General features: G+C 40.5%; 20 protein-coding genes. 15 read left to right on the top strand and 5 right to left on the bottom strand.

All coding sequences use genetic code 11. The features are described from left to right. The first annotated feature begins 124 nt into the window (after positions 1-124). From G602_RS0122595 to G602_RS0122570, 6 genes are all read left to right on the top strand, one after another. Entirely contained in the window at positions 125-1,063 is a 939-nt protein-coding gene (locus G602_RS0122595) for an ABC transporter permease (protein ID WP_026661068.1), read from the top strand. Between the two features lie 11 nt (positions 1,064-1,074). Beyond that, on the top strand, positions 1,075-2,010 hold the full coding sequence (locus tag G602_RS0122590) for a carbohydrate ABC transporter permease (protein WP_081676134.1): 936 nt from the start codon (positions 1,075-1,077) through the stop codon (positions 2,008-2,010). 104 nt (positions 2,011-2,114) lie between these two features. Then, entirely contained in the window at positions 2,115-2,984 is an 870-nt protein-coding gene (locus tag G602_RS0122585; RefSeq protein WP_155830049.1) for a Nif3-like dinuclear metal center hexameric protein, read from the top strand. Positions 2,985-2,997: 13 nt separating this feature from the next. Further along, positions 2,998-3,798 carry an alpha/beta hydrolase gene (locus G602_RS0122580; RefSeq protein ID WP_026661065.1) on the top strand — a complete coding sequence of 267 codons (801 nt, stop codon included), beginning with the start codon at positions 2,998-3,000 and terminating at the stop codon, positions 3,796-3,798. Between the two features lie 91 nt (positions 3,799-3,889). Next, the gene (locus tag G602_RS29560; protein ID WP_049945428.1) at positions 3,890-4,708 is read left to right on the top strand and encodes an alpha/beta hydrolase; all 819 of its coding nucleotides are present in this window, start codon (positions 3,890-3,892) and stop codon (positions 4,706-4,708) included. Between the two features lie 99 nt (positions 4,709-4,807). After that, complete coding sequence (locus tag G602_RS0122570) at positions 4,808-6,064, top strand: GDSL-type esterase/lipase family protein (protein WP_026661064.1); 1,257 nt, start codon at positions 4,808-4,810, stop codon at positions 6,062-6,064. 8 nt (positions 6,065-6,072) lie between these two features. On the opposite strand, the gene G602_RS0122565 is transcribed toward G602_RS0122570, so the two are convergent. From G602_RS0122565 to G602_RS0122545, 5 genes are all read right to left on the bottom strand, one after another. Next, positions 6,073-8,169, bottom strand: coding sequence for a M4 family metallopeptidase (locus G602_RS0122565; RefSeq protein ID WP_026661063.1), 2,097 nt, complete (start codon positions 8,167-8,169; stop codon positions 6,073-6,075). A 19-nt stretch (positions 8,170-8,188) separates the two neighbouring features. Then, positions 8,189-8,728: a hypothetical protein gene (locus G602_RS0122560; RefSeq protein WP_026661061.1), complete on the bottom strand. Its 540-nt coding sequence runs from the start codon at positions 8,726-8,728 to the stop codon at positions 8,189-8,191. Positions 8,729-8,978: 250 nt separating this feature from the next. After that, on the bottom strand, positions 8,979-9,416 hold the full coding sequence (locus tag G602_RS0122555; protein WP_026661060.1) for an aspartate carbamoyltransferase regulatory subunit: 438 nt from the start codon (positions 9,414-9,416) through the stop codon (positions 8,979-8,981). Positions 9,417-9,441: 25 nt separating this feature from the next. Then, positions 9,442-10,398, bottom strand: a complete 957-nt coding sequence (gene pyrB / locus G602_RS0122550) for an aspartate carbamoyltransferase (RefSeq protein WP_026661059.1) — start codon at positions 10,396-10,398, stop codon at positions 9,442-9,444. 107 nt (positions 10,399-10,505) lie between these two features. Beyond that, positions 10,506-11,528: a DUF5050 domain-containing protein gene (locus G602_RS0122545; protein WP_026661058.1), complete on the bottom strand. Its 1,023-nt coding sequence runs from the start codon at positions 11,526-11,528 to the stop codon at positions 10,506-10,508. Between the two features lie 176 nt (positions 11,529-11,704). On the opposite strand from G602_RS0122545, the gene G602_RS0122540 reads away from it, so the two are divergent. The 9 genes from G602_RS0122540 to G602_RS0122500 all read left to right on the top strand — a co-directional run bounded on the left by G602_RS0122540 (position 11,705) and on the right by G602_RS0122500 (position 21,204). Then, positions 11,705-13,321: a DUF815 domain-containing protein gene (locus tag G602_RS0122540; protein ID WP_196808759.1), complete on the top strand. Its 1,617-nt coding sequence runs from the start codon at positions 11,705-11,707 to the stop codon at positions 13,319-13,321. 170 nt (positions 13,322-13,491) lie between these two features. Continuing rightward, positions 13,492-15,036: a Ppx/GppA phosphatase family protein gene (locus tag G602_RS0122535; RefSeq protein ID WP_026661056.1), complete on the top strand. Its 1,545-nt coding sequence runs from the start codon at positions 13,492-13,494 to the stop codon at positions 15,034-15,036. A 110-nt stretch (positions 15,037-15,146) separates the two neighbouring features. Further along, positions 15,147-17,306: an RNA degradosome polyphosphate kinase gene (locus tag G602_RS0122530; protein ID WP_026661055.1), complete on the top strand. Its 2,160-nt coding sequence runs from the start codon at positions 15,147-15,149 to the stop codon at positions 17,304-17,306. Next, positions 17,300-17,887, top strand: a complete 588-nt coding sequence (locus tag G602_RS0122525) for a Maf family protein (RefSeq protein ID WP_026661053.1) — start codon at positions 17,300-17,302, stop codon at positions 17,885-17,887. The genes G602_RS0122530 and G602_RS0122525 overlap by 7 nt, the downstream gene beginning before the upstream one ends. A gap of 47 nt (positions 17,888-17,934) precedes the next feature. Continuing rightward, positions 17,935-18,189 (top strand): hypothetical protein, encoded by a 255-nt coding sequence (locus G602_RS0122520; protein WP_026661052.1) that lies wholly within the window; start codon positions 17,935-17,937, stop codon positions 18,187-18,189. Positions 18,190-18,306: 117 nt separating this feature from the next. Continuing rightward, entirely contained in the window at positions 18,307-18,726 is a 420-nt protein-coding gene (locus G602_RS0122515) for a hypothetical protein (RefSeq protein WP_026661051.1), read from the top strand. A 95-nt stretch (positions 18,727-18,821) separates the two neighbouring features. Continuing rightward, positions 18,822-19,097, top strand: a complete 276-nt coding sequence (locus G602_RS0122510) for an acylphosphatase (protein WP_026661050.1) — start codon at positions 18,822-18,824, stop codon at positions 19,095-19,097. A gap of 69 nt (positions 19,098-19,166) precedes the next feature. Next, entirely contained in the window at positions 19,167-19,955 is a 789-nt protein-coding gene (locus G602_RS0122505) for a prolipoprotein diacylglyceryl transferase family protein (protein WP_196808758.1), read from the top strand. Positions 19,956-20,118: 163 nt separating this feature from the next. Beyond that, positions 20,119-21,204, top strand: a complete 1,086-nt coding sequence (locus G602_RS0122500) for a hypothetical protein (RefSeq protein ID WP_026661048.1) — start codon at positions 20,119-20,121, stop codon at positions 21,202-21,204. The last annotated feature ends 176 nt before the right edge of the window (positions 21,205-21,380 follow it).

Below are 21,380 nucleotides of genomic sequence, written 5' to 3'. Positions count from 1 at the left end.
GGGGAGGGAAACTACTCAAAGCCTTCATTAAAAGGGGAGGGAAACTACTCAAAGCCTTCCCCCTGGGGGGAAGGTGGCGCGTAGCGCCGGATGAGGGGAAAAAATAGTAAGGGAAGGAATTTAGATGTCTGAAAACAAGTCCAACATAAAAAAAGTAAAAACTAAATATGCCAAGTCAGGTCCGCTTCTTCTGATAGCGGCGCCGGGTATACTCTATCTTTTTATAAACAACTATATCCCGATGTTTGGTATCTTTCTTGCTTTCAAGAACTTCAGCTATAAAAAAGGAATCTGGAAGAGTCCCTGGAATGGTTTTCAGAACTTTAAATTTCTGTTCCAGACAAAAGATGCCATCATAATGACCAGAAACACGATTCTTTACAATCTGGCATTTATCGTAATAGGAACAATTTTTGCAATTACCATAGCCATCTTTTTGAACGCACTGGGAGACAGCCTGAGGACTAAATTTTTCCAGTCAGCACTGCTTCTTCCGAATCTTATGAGCTGGGTAATCATCGCTTACATGGTATATGCATTCCTTAATTCCGATAGTGGTTTTGTAAATAACACCATCATGAAAATGCTAGGGAAACAGGACGTTGCCTGGTACATGGAAAGAGGCTACTGGCCGTTTATCCTGACAATTGTTTATCTTTGGAAAAATGCGGGATATATGTCAATTATCTATCTTGCAGCAATTGCAGGAATTGACAAGTCTGTTTATGAGGCTGCAAGCCTTGACGGAGCAACCAAGCTTCAGCAGATTTTCAGAGTGACACTTCCGCTTCTTAAGCCCACAGTGATCATCATGACACTTATGGCGGTGGGAAGAATATTCTTCTCAGACTTTGGTCTTTTCTATCAGGTTCCTATGAACTCAGGTGCTCTTTATGCAACTACACAGACCATAGATACCTACGTATACAGAGGCCTTATGGAGCTTAATGACGTTGGAATGAGTGCTGCTGCAGGTCTCTTCCAGTCACTGCTGGGCTTTATTATCGTAGTTTCGGCTAATGCATTCGTCCGCAAGGTGGACAACGATAACGCACTTTTCTAAAGGAGTCAAAGATGGAAAATACATTAACAGCAGGTAATAATATAGTAGGTGCCGTTTATGTCTCTTCAGATGCAAAAAGATTTAAAGGTATTTCAACAGTAGTTCTCGGAATACTTGCGGTACTGGCACTTTTACCGATTATACTTATAGTTGTGGCCTCCTTTACGGATGAAACAACACTTTTGAGAAACGGATACGCGTTCATCCCTGAGAAATGGTCAACAGATGCTTATGTATATATGCTTCAGCAGGGGACAACAATTTTCAGAGCCTACGGCATATCAGTTCTTGTGACCATAGTGGGAACACTTATAAGTGTTCTTATCACAACCATGATAGCTTACCCTATGAGCAGGAAGAATTTTAAATACAGAAATATCCTTGCTTTCTTTGTATTCTTCACAATGCTTTTTAATGGTGGTGTGGTTCCTTCTTACATGATGTGGACACAGATCTTTAATATTAAAAACAGCATATGGGCGCTGATCCTGCCCAACTATCTGTGCGGTGCATTCAATATCTTTCTTGTAAGAAATTATTATGCAAACAGCATTCCGGATGCACTTATTGAGTCAGCTCAGATTGACGGAGCAAGTGAGCTTACAATTTTCTTTAAGATTATTTTCCCGCTGGCTGTTCCGACAGTAGCAACAATATCGCTTTTTACAGCACTTACTTATTGGAATGACTGGGTAAATGCGCTGTATTATATACAGAAACCACAGTATTACGGCATTCAGAACCTTCTCATAAGGATAATGAACAACATTCAGTATCTAAAGAGTGGAGCTGCCAGTGTGGCTGTCGGTACAGGCGCTATCTCACTTCCAAGCAACGCAGTGAGAATGTCCATGGCGGTTATTGGAATTCTACCTATTGTAGTTATTTACCCTTTTGTGCAGAAATACTTTGTTAAAGGCGTTGTTGTAGGTGCTGTAAAGGGCTGAGAGGACTTGGTGAGGTTTTTTCGAACCTAGTCCGAACGTGTTCTGGCGAGGGGCAAAGCCCCGAGAACAGAACTTCCTTGTAAAATATGGGAGGCGAAAAGATAGTGACAATATCAGAAATCTTAGATAAAGTAGCAGACTACCATCCGGACCTTGGTCCCGATTATGATGGCTGTGACGGAATAAAATGTGGGGATCCAAATCAGGAGTGCACCGGAATAGTTTCCGCACTTGTTCCCAACATAGATGTAATCAGAAAAACTATTGAGCTTGGAGCCAATCTTTTATATGTACATGAGCCCACAAGCTATCTTACACCCGATCTTCCGGGATGGAGAGCAAATTTTAAGTGTGACATATATGATGAAAAGATGAAGCTTCTTGCAGATAACGGAATTGTTGTATACAGAGATCATGATCATATGCATGCCCACAGACCGGACAGTATCTTTACCGGGGTTATAAAGTATATGGGCTGGGAAAACAATCTTGTAGATGCAGGAAATATGGTACCTTTTGGTTACGTAATAGATTTGCCTGAGGAAACAACGGTAAGAAAAATGAATGAAATGCTTATCCAAAAGATAGGCTTAAAAGGTACCAGGTACATCGGAAGAGGACAGGACAAGATCAAGCGTATTGCACTTGTCGGGCATATATATCCGGATGCATTTATTCCTGCAAGGGAAGACGGCGGATATTACACAGATTATACAACAGAGATAATTAGGGCTATACAGGAAAACAACATTGATGCGATAATACCAGGGGAAATCATTGAATGGAATCTTCTGTCCTATATAAGGGACGGCATTTCTTTGGGAAGAAATATGGCGTGCTTCAACATAGGCCACTTTAACTGGGAGGAGCTTGGAGGAAAATACTCCGCGGACTGGCTTAGTGATCTTACCGAAGGAGAGGTTAAGGTAACCTATGTTCCGTCAGGTGATCTCTGGAATTACCAATTAGCATAATAGGGAGGAAAAAATGGCAACAGGAACACTCAGATTTTATTCAATTTCACAGATGGGGCAGGTGAACATTTCATATGCAATACCTAATGATGTTCCGCCAATGATGGCAGAGGCGAATCCTCATTTCAAAAGACCCATGAAAACACTTTATCTGCTTCATGGTTATTCAGGTAACGAGAGTGACTGGCTCTACAACGGCATAGCAGATGACATTGCTTCTGCCTATAATATGGCAGTTATTATGATAACCGGAGGAAATAACTTCTATCTTAACAGAAAAGCTACAGGCTGTCAGTTCTGCACTTATGCAGGAAAAGAGGTTGTTGAATATACAAGAAAGCTTTTTGGTCTCTCAGATAAAAAAGAGGACACTTTCATCGGAGGTCTTTCAATGGGAGGCTTTGGTGCACTTCATACAGGACTTGCTTTTCCTGAGACCTTTGGTGGCATAATTGCTCTTTCCTCCGCACTGATTATTCATGAGATAGCAGGCATGAAAGAGGGCGAAGGGAATGAGGTTGCCAACTACGAATATTATCATGAAGTCTTCGGAGACCTCACAAAGGTTGAGGAATCTGATAATAATCCCGAAGTGCTTTATACAAAGCTGAAGGAGAGCGGAGCCGAGATTCCACCGGTATATATGGCTATCGGAACAGAGGACTTCCTCTATGAAAATAACCAGATCATGAGAAAATTTTTTGAAGAAAACAACGCTGACTTTATTTACGAAGAAGGACCCGGAATTCACGATTGGAAGTTCTGGAACGCTTACATCACAAAGGGTGTAGAGTGGATACTTGCTCATAAATAAAAAGAGAAATAGTGCCATCTGTATATGGTGGCACTAATTTTATATTTAGGAAATTGCATTTGTAACGGATACAGAAAGGAATTATAAAGGTATGTCTTTTTCAGAAGTACATTTTTTATCAGACAGCTTAAAACAGGGGGTGTCCTGCGCAGTTTTTATGCCGGAGAAAGGTCCGTTTGGCTCTGATGCAGAGCCACCCTATAAGACGGTGTATTTTCTCCCGGGATATAGCGGAGATTATTCCAGCATAATTACAATGCTGGGAATTCGTAAGCAGGCAGAGCTCAAAGGACTTGCCATTGTAATGCCAAATGGACAGAACGCGTTTTATATTGATCATCCGGAGAGAAATGCAAACTATAGTAAATTCATAGGTGAAGAACTCATAGAGAGAACCAGAGATATGTTCAGGCTCTCAGATAAAAGAGAGGACACCTATATCGCTGGTATTTCGATGGGCGGCTATGGAGCACTTTTAAACGGCATCAGATACCATGATGTATTTTCCAAGGTTGCAGCTTTTTCTCCTGCAGCAAATCCATGGACTCTTCTTGCTGATCCGGAAAAGGGTGGCTTTGGTGCCGAAGAATTTGCTTACTATTTTGGAACAAAAGAAGAGTATGAGAATGGCCCCTGGAATATTATGAAATTATATTCTGAGGCGGATAAATGTGATATACCCGAACTTTTCATAGGCAATGGAGATCATGATATCGCAGTAGATACCCAGGTAGATGAGCTCAGGCAAACCCTGGATAAGGCAGAGGTTCCTTACAGGTTTTTCGGAACAGAGGGTAATCATGATTTCGATACCTGGGAAAAAATGCTGGATCCTGCATTTTCATTCCTTGCCGGTATTCCTGCGGGCTCCAGAAACAGCCTCGCAATCCCGGACATCATAACAGAATAAATTCTAAATAAAAATAGACAACCATATGTACAAGAATTGCAAAGAAAGCTTCGTCTTTCATTTTTATAATCAAAGAATGAAAGTGGAGGTGGCAAAATTATGAAATGGGTCAGTACTTTTAAATATTTAAAAATAGGATATGGCGAAAATATAGCTCTGGCAGAGAATCTTACGCAGAGAGTATCTTTTGACAATAATATTGATGCAGATAAGCTGCGTATCAGATTTACAAATCGTTATGGCAAAAATGAGTTAAAACTGCACAAGGTAACTATAGCGAAGGTACTAAGGCAGGAGAATAACACAAAGTTTTCTGAAAGAGAATTTAATGGTACAGAGGCATCTGTTCTTTCAGACAGAAGAATTGTTACACTTGGAGGAAAAGCAGAAATAATACTTGCTCCTGATCAGGAAACTTTCAGTGATGAGATCGATTTTCATATAAATGCCGGAGACAGACTTGCTATCAGTGTATATTACAAGGAAAAGCAGGACTTTGACTCCATATGCTGTTTCTGGGCAGATGGTGGAGCAGAGGTGGCCTATTATGAAGGAGATGTAACTGGTAAAACTGACATAGATAAAGCTTCTTCAAGAGGAACATTTCCCGAGATTACTTCCGATATTCTTCGTGATGATGCAAACATCGGTATGATGAAAATCTTTTCAGGCTTTGACGCAGTGCAGGCTCTTACTGATGATGAAACAAAGGTTATTGCGGCCTTTGGCGATTCAATCACACATATGTCTTTCTATACAAATGCATTACAAAAAAGGCTCTATGATGCTAACCCCGGAAAGCTTACCTTTATCAATTGTGGTATAGGCGGAAACAGATTAGTTGATGATGCTACTTATGTAAAGGCTATTGGAAAACAGCTTGTTCTTTTCGGAGATGCCGGAGTAAAGCGCTTTGAACACGATGTATTTGAGTTGGATGAAGTTGATACCGTACTGGCGCTTATAGGTATAAATGATATTATGCATCCTCTTTTCCTTGAAGAAAAGGAGGAGACAGTAAGTGGAAATCAAATTATCGAGGGCTATAAAAAGATTACAGCAATGGCGCATGAGAATGGTGCGGAGATTTACTTTGGAACAATCACTCCCTGCGGGAACGATGAATATCCGGACTGGTGGCTCCCGATATTTGAAGCCTCAAGGAATGAGGCAAATGACTGGATTCGCAGCGGTGAGCTGATAGATGGTTTCTTTGATTTTGACAAAGAACTTAGAAATGACGATAAACCGGGATACATGAAGGATGAATGTAATATAGGTGACGGTCTTCATCCAAATACACCCGGTGGAAAACGAATGGCAGATTTAGTGGACATAAAGGCAGTTGTAGGATGATTGTGAATTCAGACATCCGGCAGACGTAACTTTTCACCCTCAAAAATGGTTACTGCTTTTGCATTATTACCCATATTTGTCTCCCATTTATCAGAGCCGAAAACATAATCTCCATATTCATTGGAAGCGGTATTCAATGCCTGTATTTCCAACAGATATTTTCCCTCAGGAAGGGCGATGGAAATAATGCCGTTTTTATCCGGGAAAGCAAAGGAGAGAGGCCTTCCGAATAAATCGTAAATGATTAATCGATAGAGCTCATTTTCATGACCGTAACCTTTTACTTTTAGCTCTGCTTTGCCGCAGGAAGGGGGGATTTCATCCTCAAGCTCAGCCCTTGTTTTATCACTGACAACGCAGGTTTTAGTGAAAGCTTCGGTAATTATATTTTCATATTCATCATAACCATTTGCTCTTGCACTATAGATGAGCGCCGCGTAAACATCCTCATAGGTGTTTGCCGGTGTGAGAATTTGCATGGAAGTATAGTAGAGATCAAACATGGTATCAAGATCCATCCCTGCTTCATAAATGAGATATGCAGCGAGATTTGGAATTCCGGAATTTATGTGAACTCCACCGGTATCATTAAAATTCTGATTTGGAACCTCAACATTTCTTACATAGTAAGCGCCACCAATCCTGTCGGGCTGGTGATACTCAGTAGGATTGGACATGTTTCTGGCAGGGTCACCGCTCATTTCGCCTACCAGCCACTCGCTATCATCGGTTCTGCCATACATGGTCTCGATAATGTTTCCCATGACATCTGAATAGGATTCGTTTATTGCACCTGCATCATTCATGTAATTACTGCCAAGAATGCAGGATTCTGTGACAGCATGAGTGTATTCGTGTCCTACCACATCAAGGTCATAACTGATATCAACCACATCACAGTAGCAGAAGGTGTACCATCCGAAAAATTTGGAAAGATAACAGGCATTTTCTATGCCGCGTCTGTCCTTATCACAGTATTTTCTTAGTAAAAGTATAGGCGTCTCAAATCCGTCTGGTGATTTGATTCCTATAGCTTTATATGCATCATAGGCACACTCATAATTATATAAGGCGGCCAGATCACGATCATCCCAGGTGTTGTCCTTGCTTGTAAGAAAAGTCAGCCTGGTATTTCGGAACATGAAATCATAACAGTCTGCAATGGCAATTTTTCTGCCTAAATCCATCATGTAATAGAGACCGTCGCTTGGATTATAGGCTACGTTTACTGTTATATCCTGCTTTCCGCCTTTCAAAAAATCCACAGTACCACTCCAGGTCGCCGGTTCCATGCCATGGAAATACTCTTCATTATTGTAATAAGAGGTGTCACGTTCAACAGAGAGGGTAGCAGTAGGGAGATACCAGAATAAGCGTTTTCCGTCGCGACTCACATATATGGAAATATATCTCATGGCTTCAAAGCTATCATTGATTTCCGGGTTATCCTTAAATAAAACATAGCAATTTTCTATGGTTTTTGTACCTGAAAACCATATGGTAGCTTCGGAGGTGGCTTCCGGATAATAGTGAGCGTCAGGATCATCCAGGTTCATGACTATATCAAGAACTTCGTCCTTTGAGAGAATTTCTTCCTGGACAGATTCCCTTAATCCGGTTGCACAGGAGGATGAAACTGCGCATGGATACCCTTCCGGATCTAGGACAATATGAAGTGTAGCATTGAAAATCGTGGACTGTCCTGCCCTTTGCTGATAGGCAATGTAGGTGTAGCCTCCTCCATCCCTGGACATATCAGAACAAAAGAATTTTGTTTCTCCCTGTAGCCCAAGAAGCCCTGAGATTCTGTCCAGAGAATCCAGAGCTTCGTTGGCGGTAGAATTATCACCGGGTATTACATTTATCCTTTTATTACAATATCTGCCTACAATAGTGGAAACATAGCCTTCGTTCGAGCGGACTATGATAGCTTTGTTATCATTCATTGCCTGAATGTCGGCTTCTGTCAGCTGACTCGAACTTTCTGAACCATTTTCATTATTTCCGGCTGATCTGAAAATTTCGGTGATGATTTCAGTGGGGGTTCTGCCTATTGATCCCAATAGTAAGGCAATAGTAGTAATAAAAATGACTACACTTTTCATGGCTCATTTTCGGTATCAATTATCTGAATCTGTACCTTGTCATATCGATTACATCATTGGTTTCGGGATCACCGTTTACACAGTCATAAATAGCTACGCCATCCTGACACATGATAAGTACATTGTCAGTATTCTTTTCGTTTAAAACATAAACAAATACTTCCATGTCGAATTTTGAGTACTGCTCGTAAAGAGCTTCGCTCATGTCGCGCATTCCTTCAACGGTCTGATCCCATACCTGTTTATATTCTGCATTTGTTTTTGCTATCTCTGCATAATCTGAAATTCCATCAGCCCACAGATCAACTACAACGCAGTCATCATAGGCTCTGAAACGGGTATTGCCGCCGGAGGAATTCCTGGTTATGACTTCTTCGGTATATTTATTCAGGTCGTCAACTGTGAAATTATTCGGATCTATAGAATAATTGTTGGTAGTTTCTTCCTCGATTGCATTAATACTCTCATCAAGAGCAGAAGCATTTGCTTTGCATGTGAATGACATAAGTAGAAAAGCAGCGCAGAGAGTGATTGAAAATAGTTTTTTTGTATACCTCATAATACTTGACCTCCTGTCTTAGCGAGAATAGGAGCGTATCCAAAAGGAGACTGGATACAAACCGTGAATCTATATATTCAACACTAGCAGAAATAAATTAAGAGGTGATTTACAAATTATAAAAATAAGATGAATTTAGCTGATATAGTGGATAAAAAGGCTTTTTTTGAAATTTTATTTCGAAAAAAATGACTTCCTGCGCGCGTTTGATTTTTTGCGTACAGGAAGTCATCCATTTTTTTCAATATATTTAATTAGCAGAGCCCTCACCATATTTCTCATCACAATACTTACAGCGATAAATTTCTTTTTCTTCATCAGCAAGATAGAAGATATGCGGTAAACCCTGTTCTATAGAAGAAATACAACGGGGATTGTGACATTTTATGACATTTTTTATTTCATGAGGCAGGAAAAGTGCTCTTTTTTCAACAATTTCACCGGCTTTTATAACATTAACCGTGATATTATGATCGATAAAAGCAAGGACATCAAGGTCAAGAGTATCAATATCACATTCAACCTTCAGAATATCCTTTTTGCCCATAACGTTACTTTTTGCATTTTTTATTATAGCAACAGTACAGTCAAGCTTATCAAGTCCCAGGTGATGATATATCTGCATGCTGCGACCGGCTTTTATATGATCAAGAACGAAGCCTTCTTCAATTTTACCTACGTTAAGCATAGTTATATGCCCCTTTCTGAATTATTTACCACACCCTAAGCAACCCATGATTCATATGCGCATCCGTTTTATCAAGCAGTGTCAAAATCAGTGCCATTCTCACATACAGACCATACTGAACCTGCTTGAAGTATGCAGCCCTTGGATCGTTATCAACCTCGACAGAAATCTCATTTACTCTGGGAAGAGGATGAAGGATATGCATATCCTTTTTTGCCATTTGCATTTTTTCTTCATTTAATATGTAGAAATCACGCAGACGGATATAGTCTTCCTCGTTGAAAAAGCGTTCCTTCTGAACTCGTGTCATGTATAAAAGGTCAAGTCTTGGCATTACGTCCTCGAGCTTTATTACTTCTTCATAGGTTATGTTATTTTCCTTAAGAAGATCCGTGATGTAATCCGGTACGCGGAGCTCATTAGGAGATATGAAAATAAAATGGATATCCTTATAACGAACAAGAGCATTTATAAGAGAATGAACAGTTCTGCCAAATTTAAGATCACCGCAGAGACCAATGGTAAAGCCACCAAGTGAGCCATATAGTGAACGAATAGTGAGAAGATCTGTAAGAGTTTGAGTAGGGTGGTGATGACCGCCATCACCGGCATTAATAACGGGAATAATAGAATTCGCTGCCGCTACCATAGGAGCACCTTCCTTGGGATGGCGCATCGCACAGATATCAGCGAAGCTGGAAATAACACGGATAGTATCGGCGACACTTTCGCCTTTAGAAACTGATGAACTGGAAGCATCGGCAAAACCGATTATCTGACCGCCAAGTCGCAGCATAGCTGTTTCAAAACTGAGTCTTGTACGGGTACTGGGTTCATAAAAACAGGTTGCGAGGATATTACCATCGCACTTGTGAGCGTAGCTGCTCATGTTCCGTTCAATGTCTCCTGCTGTATCGAAAAGCTGTTCAAGCTCTTCAACAGAGAAGTCGAGCGGACGCATCATGTGTCTTAGATTATTCATCATAGATTCTGCACTCCCATATACAACTGAATTATCTTTTTTTCTTTATCAATTATATATGTTCAGAGAACTTTGTCTATATGTATTTTCATGAAAAATTGGTTTGATTACTTACCCGGATTGAAGGTACTTACCGGTGCAGAACCATCAATAGGAATGTGGTACATAACATTTTCAACTCCAAAGGGTTTGAAATACAGGTACTTAGAAGTGAGACTAAGGCCATGATAAATGCCCTCAGCGATGACAGTATTACCTGATCCATCAAGCTTCATAACTCTGAGAGTCTGATTGCCGGCCTCTGAAGTAGCATAGAAGATGTTATATTCGTTCATATTGTAATAATCCACTCTGGAATTAATCAGAACTTCACTATTACCTGTTGCAAGATTTGCGCGGCACAGTCTGTAATGATGTTCTGCATCAATGTAATAGACGTAATCGCCCATTATTATCGGCTGCCATATGTTGCCGCCCATAACAATAGAGGAAGAATTATTGGAAAGAGTATCCATCATGTGCAGGTTATGATCAAGATCCACACCGCTGTAATATATTTTTCCGGCACTGGCACAGGAGGGATCCAGCATTTCGGTGGTAACCAAAGCCTGTTTTTCACCGTCAATTCTTATTTTGTTCAGTCCGGATTTTTCACCGGAGGTTACAGTATAGTACAAGTCACTTCCGACGAGCTGAATTGCAGATATGAGATTTCTGTCAAGAAGCTCCTGGTTGTCCCCGTCTATTTCACTTCTGTATAGACCATAAAAAGTTGAGACTCTTCCAAGACCTTTCAAATCACTTGTGGCATTACTTTTCGAGGTGTCCATATAGTAGTAGACATATTTGCCATAACCGACGATATTTCTGACAGCCATCATTGTAATATCATTTAAATCTGTCTCGTCGGGATTCATGGAATACATGGCTCCGCTATCAAGGGGATTAGAAAAGTAGACCTTTCCGTCCATTTCAAGAACAAGACCGCCATTATAAAGATTGCCTGCATTATTTCCAATAGCAGACTCGTCATTTAACGGTACCCGGTTACGTAGAATATATATTAAAATAAAGATTGTAATAAAAGTAATTGCAGCTGAAAAACCTATAATAATGCGCTTATTATCCATGCCTTACCACCTTTACCGGAAGAAAAACTATGAAAAATAAATATATACTTTATTTAATTAAGTATATCACGGTTTTTGGCTACTAAATCATTAAGTTTCCGTTAATTTATTGGAGTTTTGTGGTATAGTTTTATTATGACGAATTAGTACCGGGATTTTATGGAGAGAACAGACTTATGGATTTAAACGAACTTCGCCAGGATATTGATGTAATTGACCTGGAGCTTATAAAGCTTTTTGAAAAGAGAATGAAAATCAGCGAGAAAGTAGCTGATTATAAGATAAATGCAGGAAAAAATGTCTTTGATAAGGAGCGGGAAAAACAGAAAATAGAGTCCTTTAAGGATTTGGCAAAGGATGATGCAAACAGAGAGGCTGCCGGTGAATTTATCGAGAAGATAATGGAAATCAGTAGAAAACGGCAGTATGAAAAGCTTTCAGAGAGTGGAGTGTCTGATGACGGGAAGGAATGCGACCCTGCTTTTTCATCGGGGACGAGGGATAATTCTCTTATTCTCTATCGAAATGCTACCAGGCAGCAGGCATGGCTGAGAGATACACTTGTTATACTTGCAGATAAGAAAGAGGCGGATGCTCATTATACCCCTGACGAACAGGCAGAGCTTGTTCATACGTGTATGAATATCCTGATTGATGAGTCTGCAAGACGAGGTTTTTATGGGAATCTTTGGCATGCTTTCCTTGCACTTTTACTTGTGTCTGATGAGAACGCGTTTAGCTGTGCTGATGAGATGCGCGGTGACACATCCGGTTCTATCAGAGACATAGCGTTACATGATCTGACACTTTTTAAGCGATGGTTTGATCTTGACTTTTCTGAGATGATGAAAAGACTTGGAACACCTGAACTTTCAGCTCTGTTTGATTTTAAGGCAGGTACTTCCGAGAGCAAGATTTTCAATACCAGAGTGAGAGACAGAATCTGTGAGCTGGCAGGAACTCTCTCAAAATGCAGTCAAGCTGAGGATATGTTAAATGAAGTGGCTCTTTTCTATAAACAGTATGGAGTTGGTAAGTTCGGACTTCATAAGGCCTTCAGAGTGCGACATGAGGAGCCTGTAGCTGCTATAGAGCCAATAAGGAACATAAGACATGTTCAGCTTGCGGATCTTGTTGGTTATGAGATAGCCAAGCAGAAGCTTGTTGATAACACAGAAGCTTTTGTTTCAGGAAAAAAAGCAAATAACTGCCTCCTATACGGAGATGCCGGAACAGGAAAATCCTCCTGTATAAAGGCTATTGCAAATGAGTATTTTGATAGAGGTCTTAGAATAATCGAAGTTTACAAGCATCAGTTTAAGGACCTCAATGATGTAATTGCTCAGATTAAGGGAAGAAATTATAAATTTATTATTTACATGGATGACCTCAGCTTTGAGGAATTTGAAACAGACTACAAATATCTTAAAGCTGTTATTGAGGGAGGTTTGGAGAAGAAGCCTGAAAACGTGCTTATTTATGCAACCTCCAACAGAAGACATCTTATTAGAGAGAGCTTTAAGGACAAGCCGGCTGTGCTCGATGACGATCTTCATAGAAATGATACGGTTCAGGAGAAGCTTTCGCTTGCAAACCGCTTTGGAGTCACTATCTATTTCGGAGCACCTGAAATGAAGGAATATGATGAAATAGTGCGTGTACTGGCAAAGAGAAACGGCCTGAATATAGCAGAGGATGAGCTTATTGCTGAAGCAAGAAAATGGGAGATGAACCACGGCGGTCTCTCAGGACGTACCGCCCAGCAATTCATAGATTATCTTCTGGGAAAGTAGATTATTCCTTGAACAAAGAGACATGCGCATTACTTACGAGTGATTAGCTCAGCTTTTGAATATACAGGCATATAAACATATATAAAATTTCAGCCGATTATAAGCGGAGCTTAACGAGGCTGAAAGATTATATATGTTTATATGCCGTACGGCTAACAAGGAGGATAAACATGGCAATGGATGTATTTGCAGCTGTCGACCTTGGTTCCTACGCACTTGAAATGAAAATCTACGAAATGTCTCAAAAGAAAGGCGTAAAGGAGATCGATCATGTAAGTCACAAGATTGATCTCGGAACCGAGACCTACGCTACCGGGCAGATATCTGCCTCACACATGGATGAGCTTATAAGAATCCTCACTGATTACAACAAAATCATGGAGGGTTACGGTGTTTCGCGCTATCAGGCCTATGGAACAAGTGCCATGAGAGAGACCAGAGACATAGACACTGTGCTGGAACTTTTAAGGCAGCGCACTGGACTTGAGATAGACATCCTCAGTAACTCTGAACAGCGTTTTCTGGACTACAAATCAGTAGCCCTTAATAACGAACGGTTTTTTAAGTTTTTGGAAAAACCAACTGCTATTGTTGACGTTGGTGGAGGAAGCATACAGATATCTCTCTTCGAAAATGACACTCTTGTTACAACTCAGCAGCTAAGACTCGGAGTCCTGAGACTACACTCAACCATGCAGCAGATTCAGCCGGGGCATAGCAAATATCCCATGCTTGTTCAGGAGCTGGTTGAGTCACAGCTGAATGTATTTGCCAAGATGCATCTAAAGGATAGAAAAGTTGAGAATGTAATCCTTCTGGATGATTATGTATCACCTGTTCTTCAAAGAATTAATCTTGGAATGGATGAAAAGGGCTATGCATCCACAAGGGAATTCCAGAATTATATTGGAGGGCTTGCCGGTAAATCCCTACAGGATACATCTAAAAAACTGGGGCTCCCTCAGGATAACATAATGCTCATGTATGTTTCAGGACTTCTTGTCAGCAATATCCTTTCGGTTCTGAAGGCAGAAACCATATGGGCGCCCGGTGGAACTCTTTGTGATGGCATTGCCTTCGAATATGCTGAGAGGAAGAGGTATATAAAGAGTTCTCACGATTTTGAGCAGGATATCGTTGCCTGCGCACAGAATATATCGCGAAGATATATGGGAAGCAAGCTCCGAAGCGAGACACTCCAGACAATAGCACTTAATATTTTTGACAGCATGAAAAAGGTTCATGGACTTGGCAAACGAGAACGTCTGCTATTGCAAATATGTACAACTCTCCATGACTGCGGAAAATACATAAGCATGGTTAACCTGGGTGATTGCTCCTATAACATCATAATGTCGACGGAAATTATAGGACTATCACACCTTGAGAGATCAATAGTTGCCAATGTGGTCAGATTTAACCATGATGAATTTGAATATTTCAAGGCAGGCGGTTACAGATTTCATGGAATCGATCATGACGCATATCTGATAATAGCTAAACTTACGGCTATCCTTCGAATAGCAAACGGACTGGACAGAACCCATAAGCAGAAATTTAAAAACGTCAAGATTTCCGTAAAAGACAAGGAGATGGAGATAACAGTTGATACCATGGCTGACATCTCTCTGGAAAAAGGACTGTTTGGCTCAAGGGGAAGTTTCTTTGAGCAGGTCTACGGCATTAAACCGGTTATCCGACAGAAACGATTTTAAAATAAAAGCCTTCCCCTTTGGGGGCGCTCAACGTCCGGGGGACGTTGGTATAAGCGCGGACCGAAGCGGAGCGAAGACAGGTGCCCGAAGGGCGGATGAGGGGACATAAAATGGCAACAAAAAAGAAAAATCAAAACGAACCCAAACCTATAAATTTCTATTATGACGGCTACTACATGAACAGGGAGCTGAGCTGGCTTCAATTTAACAGCAGATGTCTGTCTGAGGCAAAGGATAAATCCACGCCTCTTTTTGAAAAATTGAAATTCCTTAGTATTACCGCCAGCAACCTTGATGAATTTTTCATGGTGCGTGTTGCATCCCTTAAGGATATGATAAATGCCGGCTATAAGAAACCTGACATAGCAGGCCTTTCTCCAAAGGAACAGCTCGAAAAAGTAACAGAAGTTGTTCATGATTTTGAAAATGAACAGTACAAAGTTTACAATCGTCTGTTATTGCCGGAGCTTGGTGAGAACGGGGTGGAGGTTGTGAGGGACTACGAGTCTCTTAATGAGGAAGAAGCTGACTATATCGACCGATATTTTGATGATTTTGTTTATCCGGTACTCACACCTATGGCTGTGGATTCATCAAGACCTTTTCCTCTTATAAGGAACAAGACTCTTAATATAGGAGCACTTGTTAAAGGTAAGGACAATGATGAGATGGAATTTGCAATGGTTCAGGTTCCGTCAGTTTTGCCCAGAATAATGGAAATTCCTGAAGATAGCGGCGTCAGGAAGATAATGCTTTTGGAGCAGATCATACAGAGAAATATTCGTAAGCTATTCCTTAATTATGATATTGTGTGTTGTTATCCGTTTAGAGTTGGACGAAATGCCGATTTATCCATAGATGAGGATGAGGCTGAAGATCTTCTTAAGGAAATTGAAAAGCAGCTTAAAAGAAGACAGTGGGGTCAGGCTATAAGACTTGAGATTGAAAAAGGCTTTGATAAGAGGCTTTTGAAAATCCTTGTAGATGAGCTAAAGGTTGAACAGAGTGAAGTATATACAGTGGACGGACCGCTGGATCTTACTTTTCTTATGAAAATGTATGGAATGGAGGGCTTTGAGTATCTGAAGGAGCATGGCTATAATCAGCCTGCACCTGTTCCGGAGCTGCCCCTTGACCGTGATATTTTTGAGTGTATAAGAGAGGGTGATATTTTAATGCATCACCCATATGAGAGCTTTGATCCTGTCGTAAGATTTGTAGAGACCGCTGCATCCGATCCTGCTGTTCTGGCTATCAAGCAGACATTATATCGAGTGAGTGGTAATTCACCAATTATAGCAGCGCTTGCAAAGGCTGCCGATAACGGCAAGCAGGTTTCCGTGCTTGTTGAGCTCAAGGCACGTTTTGATGAGGAGAATAACATCGTATGGGCAAAAATGCTTGAGAAAGCCGGATGCCATGTTATTTATGGACTGAAAGGTCTCAAAACCCACAGTAAGATAACGCTTGTTGTTAGAAAAGAAGAGGATGGTATCAGACGTTATGTTCACCTGGCAACAGGTAACTATAATGACTCGACAGCTAAACTCTACACAGATGTGGGCATGTTTACATGCGCTGAAGCTTACGGTGAAGATGCAACTGCCGTATTCAACATGCTTTCAGGATACTCTGAACCTGTAGTTTGGAATAAGCTTACACTTGCACCGCTTTGGCTCAAGGACAGAATACTTGATCTTATAAAAAGAGAAGCTGATCATGCAAGAAATGGTGAGCCTGCTCATATAGTTGCCAAGATGAACTCTATTTGTCACAAGGATGTTATCGCTGCTCTCTATGAAGCAAGTAGTGTGGGTGTGAAAATAGACCTTATTGTTCGTGGAATTTGTTGTCTCAGGACCGGAATTCCCGGTGTGAGCGAGAACATTACCGTTCGCTCTATAGTTGGTAATTTTCTTGAGCATAGCAGGATCTTCTATTTTGAAAATGGCGGAAGCCCTGAATACTATGCATCCAGTGCAGACTGGATGCCAAGAAACTTAGAACGAAGAGTAGAGATTATGTTCCCTGTAGAAAACCCTGCACTTCGAAAGAAGCTTTGGCATATTCTGGATAGTGAGCTCAATGATAACGTAAAGGCTCACCTCATGAACAAGGAAGGAGAATATGTTAAGGTAAAGGGAAGAGGAGCAGAACCTCTAAATTCACAGAAACTTTTCGGAAAAGAAGCTACTCAGCACAGTAAACCTAAAGACATTGCAGAGAACAGAGTATTCGAACCGGAATACAGGGATGATCACGGATTATGAGATATGTATTAGCTTCAGCCTCCCCACGAAGAAGACAGCTCCTGGGGAGTCTTGGAATAAATTTTGAAATAATACCTGCTACAGACGATGAGCACATAACCAGTGATGTGCCCTCAGAAGTCGTTACATCACTTTCGCAGCAAAAAGCTAAAGAGATTTTTCATAAACTTTTAACAGATAATAAAGATACCCTCGTTGTAATTGGCTCAGATACCGTTGTATCATATAAGGAGAAAATTCTTGGTAAGCCCACGGATCGCGAGGATGCAAAACGCATGATTCAAAGCATCGCCGGCGATACCCATGAGGTCTACACCGGAGTTACTCTGATGTATACTGACGAAACAGGATCAAAAGAGTTTTCCTTCTACGAGTGCACGAAGGTCAGAGTTTTTCCTATGACAGATTCTGAGATTGAGGATTACTTAAATACTGACGAACCCTACGACAAGGCAGGAGCCTATGGAATTCAAGGAATTTTCGGTAAGTATGTGGAAGGGATAGATGGTGATTACAACTGCGTTGTAGGACTGCCGGTAGCAAGGCTTTATCAGGAGATGAAAAAACTTAAATTAATCTAGTCGCATGCCAGGAATAGAGAGGTATGCATGCGGGAAAGTGAGTATCTATGCACGAGTATGACGATGCCGTACTGAATTGCTTTTTGGAAAATCAGGGACAGCTTTTTTCTGAGCCTGTGGCTGAGAGCCCGGAGGAGGCAGAAGCTTTTCTTGAAGATTGCATGGCCGTAGTTGTGGAATCACCGGAAGAAGTAGAAGAGTATTTTGAGGAAGCCGGACTTGATCCCGGAGACGGTGATGTTATGGAAGCATCAGAAGTCTTTGATATTGGTGACGGAAGATACCTTATAGTTGAAGGGTGATTTTTTTCTGAATTGTTGGATAAATTATAAAGCCTTCCCCTTGGGGGGGGAAGGTGTCAGCGGAGCTGACGGATGAGGGGATCAAACAATTGATATTCTCGTTTTAAGTAGGTGCCTATGAAATTCAAATATTGCAGAATTCAGGGGAAAGAACTGGCAGCTAATACCAGAACCGGCAAAGGAATATTTGCCATGCTAAATCAGATGGTCACTAATGGTGAGATGGAAGAAGAGGATGTGGGCCTTTTTACAGAAATTGATGCATGGTTTGCCGAGGAACTTCCATGGCCGCCTCCATGTAAGAGGCAGGAAAAGGTCATCTGTTATTTCAAGACGGAGAATTCCGAAATGATGATGAAGATGATCAATCCTTTATTATGGCTTCTTGAGAGATATGAACACCCTTATTATGTGGTTTATACTAATTTTCCGGGCAAGATAGTCTATGAAGATGAGTATCAGATTGCAGCTGAGGTTGATGAAAACATAGTTATTGAGGATGTTCAGACCAGTTGGCTACACAATGATGACTTATAGATGAAAAACTGTTAGAATATTAGTTGATTCAGGCAGCTCTGTGTACTTGTTTCGCAGAGCTGCTTTAATTATGTGCAGAGGATGTATTAGGAACAATGGATATTATACGCGTTCATGTTAAATTTAAGGGCTACGTTCAGGGAGTAGGTTTTCGCTACACTGCTTTACATACAGCCAATATGTACCGTCTTACCGGATGGGTGAAAAACGAGTGGGATGGATCAGTTACTGCTGAAGCGCAGGGAACCAGATCAGATATTGATGCCTGGATTGCCGGGGTAAAAAAGGGAACGTATATTGATGTTATGGATATGACAATGGCAACAATTCCGATAGATGAGGACGAGAGATCATTTCAGATAAAGTACTGAACCGGATAGGGCAGGTCCATACATATTATACGGGGGATGAAAAAAGGAAATCAGGGGAACAATAAAATTATGTACAGAACAATGATAATAACATCGATAGTGGCTGGATTTCTGGCTGCTGTGGGACTACTCGGTAAAAAGAAAGTCCCGGTTAACTATATAGGCTATTCGGCTTTTTTGAATCTGGCTCTTATGCTATATCTGGCTCTTGGAGTTACAGCATTTTTATCCGGATTCAAGTCATTTGGATTAAACAGTTCCGGAGGCGCCTTAGGCATAATAATCGGAACACTCATTATCTCGAAAATTATTCCCAAATATAAGAATGAATTTATAAGCAGTTACATGATAGTCCTGCCCCTTGAATACGGAATAGGAAAAATAGGCTGTGCTTTTGCAGGATGTTGTGGCGGGATTCCATACACAGGTCCCGGAAGTATCCATATAGATGGCAGAGGCATATTTCCGATTCAGGCGGTTGAAGCAATAACATTCATAATTATATTTATAGTATCAGCAGTTTTTTATTTAAAAAGTGTCTACAATCCACTTATAGCAGGTGCTATTTATGCTTTTATAAAAATACTCCTGGATTTTCTAAGAGATACTCATAATAACACTATAATAACAAGTAACCAGATAATGTGCTTTGTTATAGCTATAAGCCTTTTAATAATACATTTTATGAATAGTAAAAAGCATGCTATTAAATGCATAACAACAATTATATTATTATTCCTGGTTGTTTCTCTGTCAGGATGTGCCTATTCAAAGGAAGAACGGGCTCAGAGAAAAGAGTATGTCGAGCGTGCAAAGGAAAATGCAACAGCTATGCAATATCATAAAGAAGATGCATGAGATAGCTACTGATAAGTAATATCCGTTTTTTCAGGGAACAAAAAATAAGATATATTTAATAAACTCTTAAGGGGATATGCATTGTTTGTATATCTCTCTTTTTATACAATAAAATATGGGGATTAATATGTAAAATGCGTTCAATATATGAGAGGTACAGCCTATGAAAAGAAATATTAAAAGGATAGTGAGTCTCGTTGTTGCATGTATACTGCTTACTTTACCACTGTGTGGCTATGCATATGGCACTATGACAGATCAGGATTACTATTATACAAGATATGCACTTGTTGATAATACCTCCGGTGTGACTTGTGCCAATGTAATAGTGCCCTATGGCTGGACAGCTTATCTTAGTGTGGATTGGACATTTCCATCGATTTCAACACCCGGTGTTTGTAGGATTGATATGTATAATCAGGATGGTACAGCGGAGATACATATACGAAGTGCAGAGTGCTTTATGCAGGCAGATAGTGGTGGATTTGATTATGGTGAGGGAGTAGATCCTGGAACCTATCAGATCTATAGGTATTATGCCAATGCTGCAGGTACGCAGGAAAGACTTCTTTCAGATAACGGATATAATGCAACCCTTATAAGTGAAGAACGTACAACGCAGGCAGAACAACAGATTCTTAATGAAGCAGCTTATCTTTACCTGCAATCTTGTGGCATGGATCCTTCATCCAGTATTTGTGAAGGAACAATGGCTAAAAGAACCTATCAGAATAGCGATGGAAGTATTCTTGAATTTCAGAATGTGGTTATAGGTGCGCAAACTTCTTTTATTGCAGGATCCTGGTCACAGACAAATTTGATTATGTGGAAAGAACTGGGAAACAATTATTTGAAGGTATCAAATGCTTCAGAATATGATGAGTATAAGAAGATTTTTGATAATGTAGTAAACAATTCTTATTTTACTTCGGATTTTTATTGGGTAAGTGCTTATTATGGAATGCAGATAAATCAGTGGGTTCAGGAGGGGCTCCAGGCACAGGCAATGAGTAACATTTTGGCTGACAATTATCTGGACAGTCCAAATAGGCAGGATACTGCAGAAGTTGATTTTACTGAAAAATGGAGTGATGTTATCACGGAAAGAAATGATTATACGCTTGAGGATGGAAGCAGGATAAAGGTTGATACAAAGTACGACACTGTATATCAAAACGGTGATGAAATTTATATGGGACCTGATGCTTATGCGCCTGACAATTGGACGAAACTCGACAGGACATATTGAGGAAATCGTATTATGAGACGAAAGACCGACAGCTTGTTATTTAAATTTGCGGTTATTTTTATAGGCTTTACAGTTGTCTTCTATCGGTGTTGCTAAATATGATCCTTCCATAGATCACAATTTTGACAATGTATTTAAGCGTGCAGATAAAGCTATGTACACAAGAAAAAAGCAAA

Origin of the sequence: Butyrivibrio sp. AC2005 (genome assembly GCF_000424145.1) — a bacterium.
GTDB lineage: Bacteria > Bacillota > Clostridia > Lachnospirales > Lachnospiraceae > Butyrivibrio.
The sequence above is the reverse complement of the archived record's forward strand: the minus strand, read 5'-3'. Positions and strand labels throughout refer to the sequence as shown.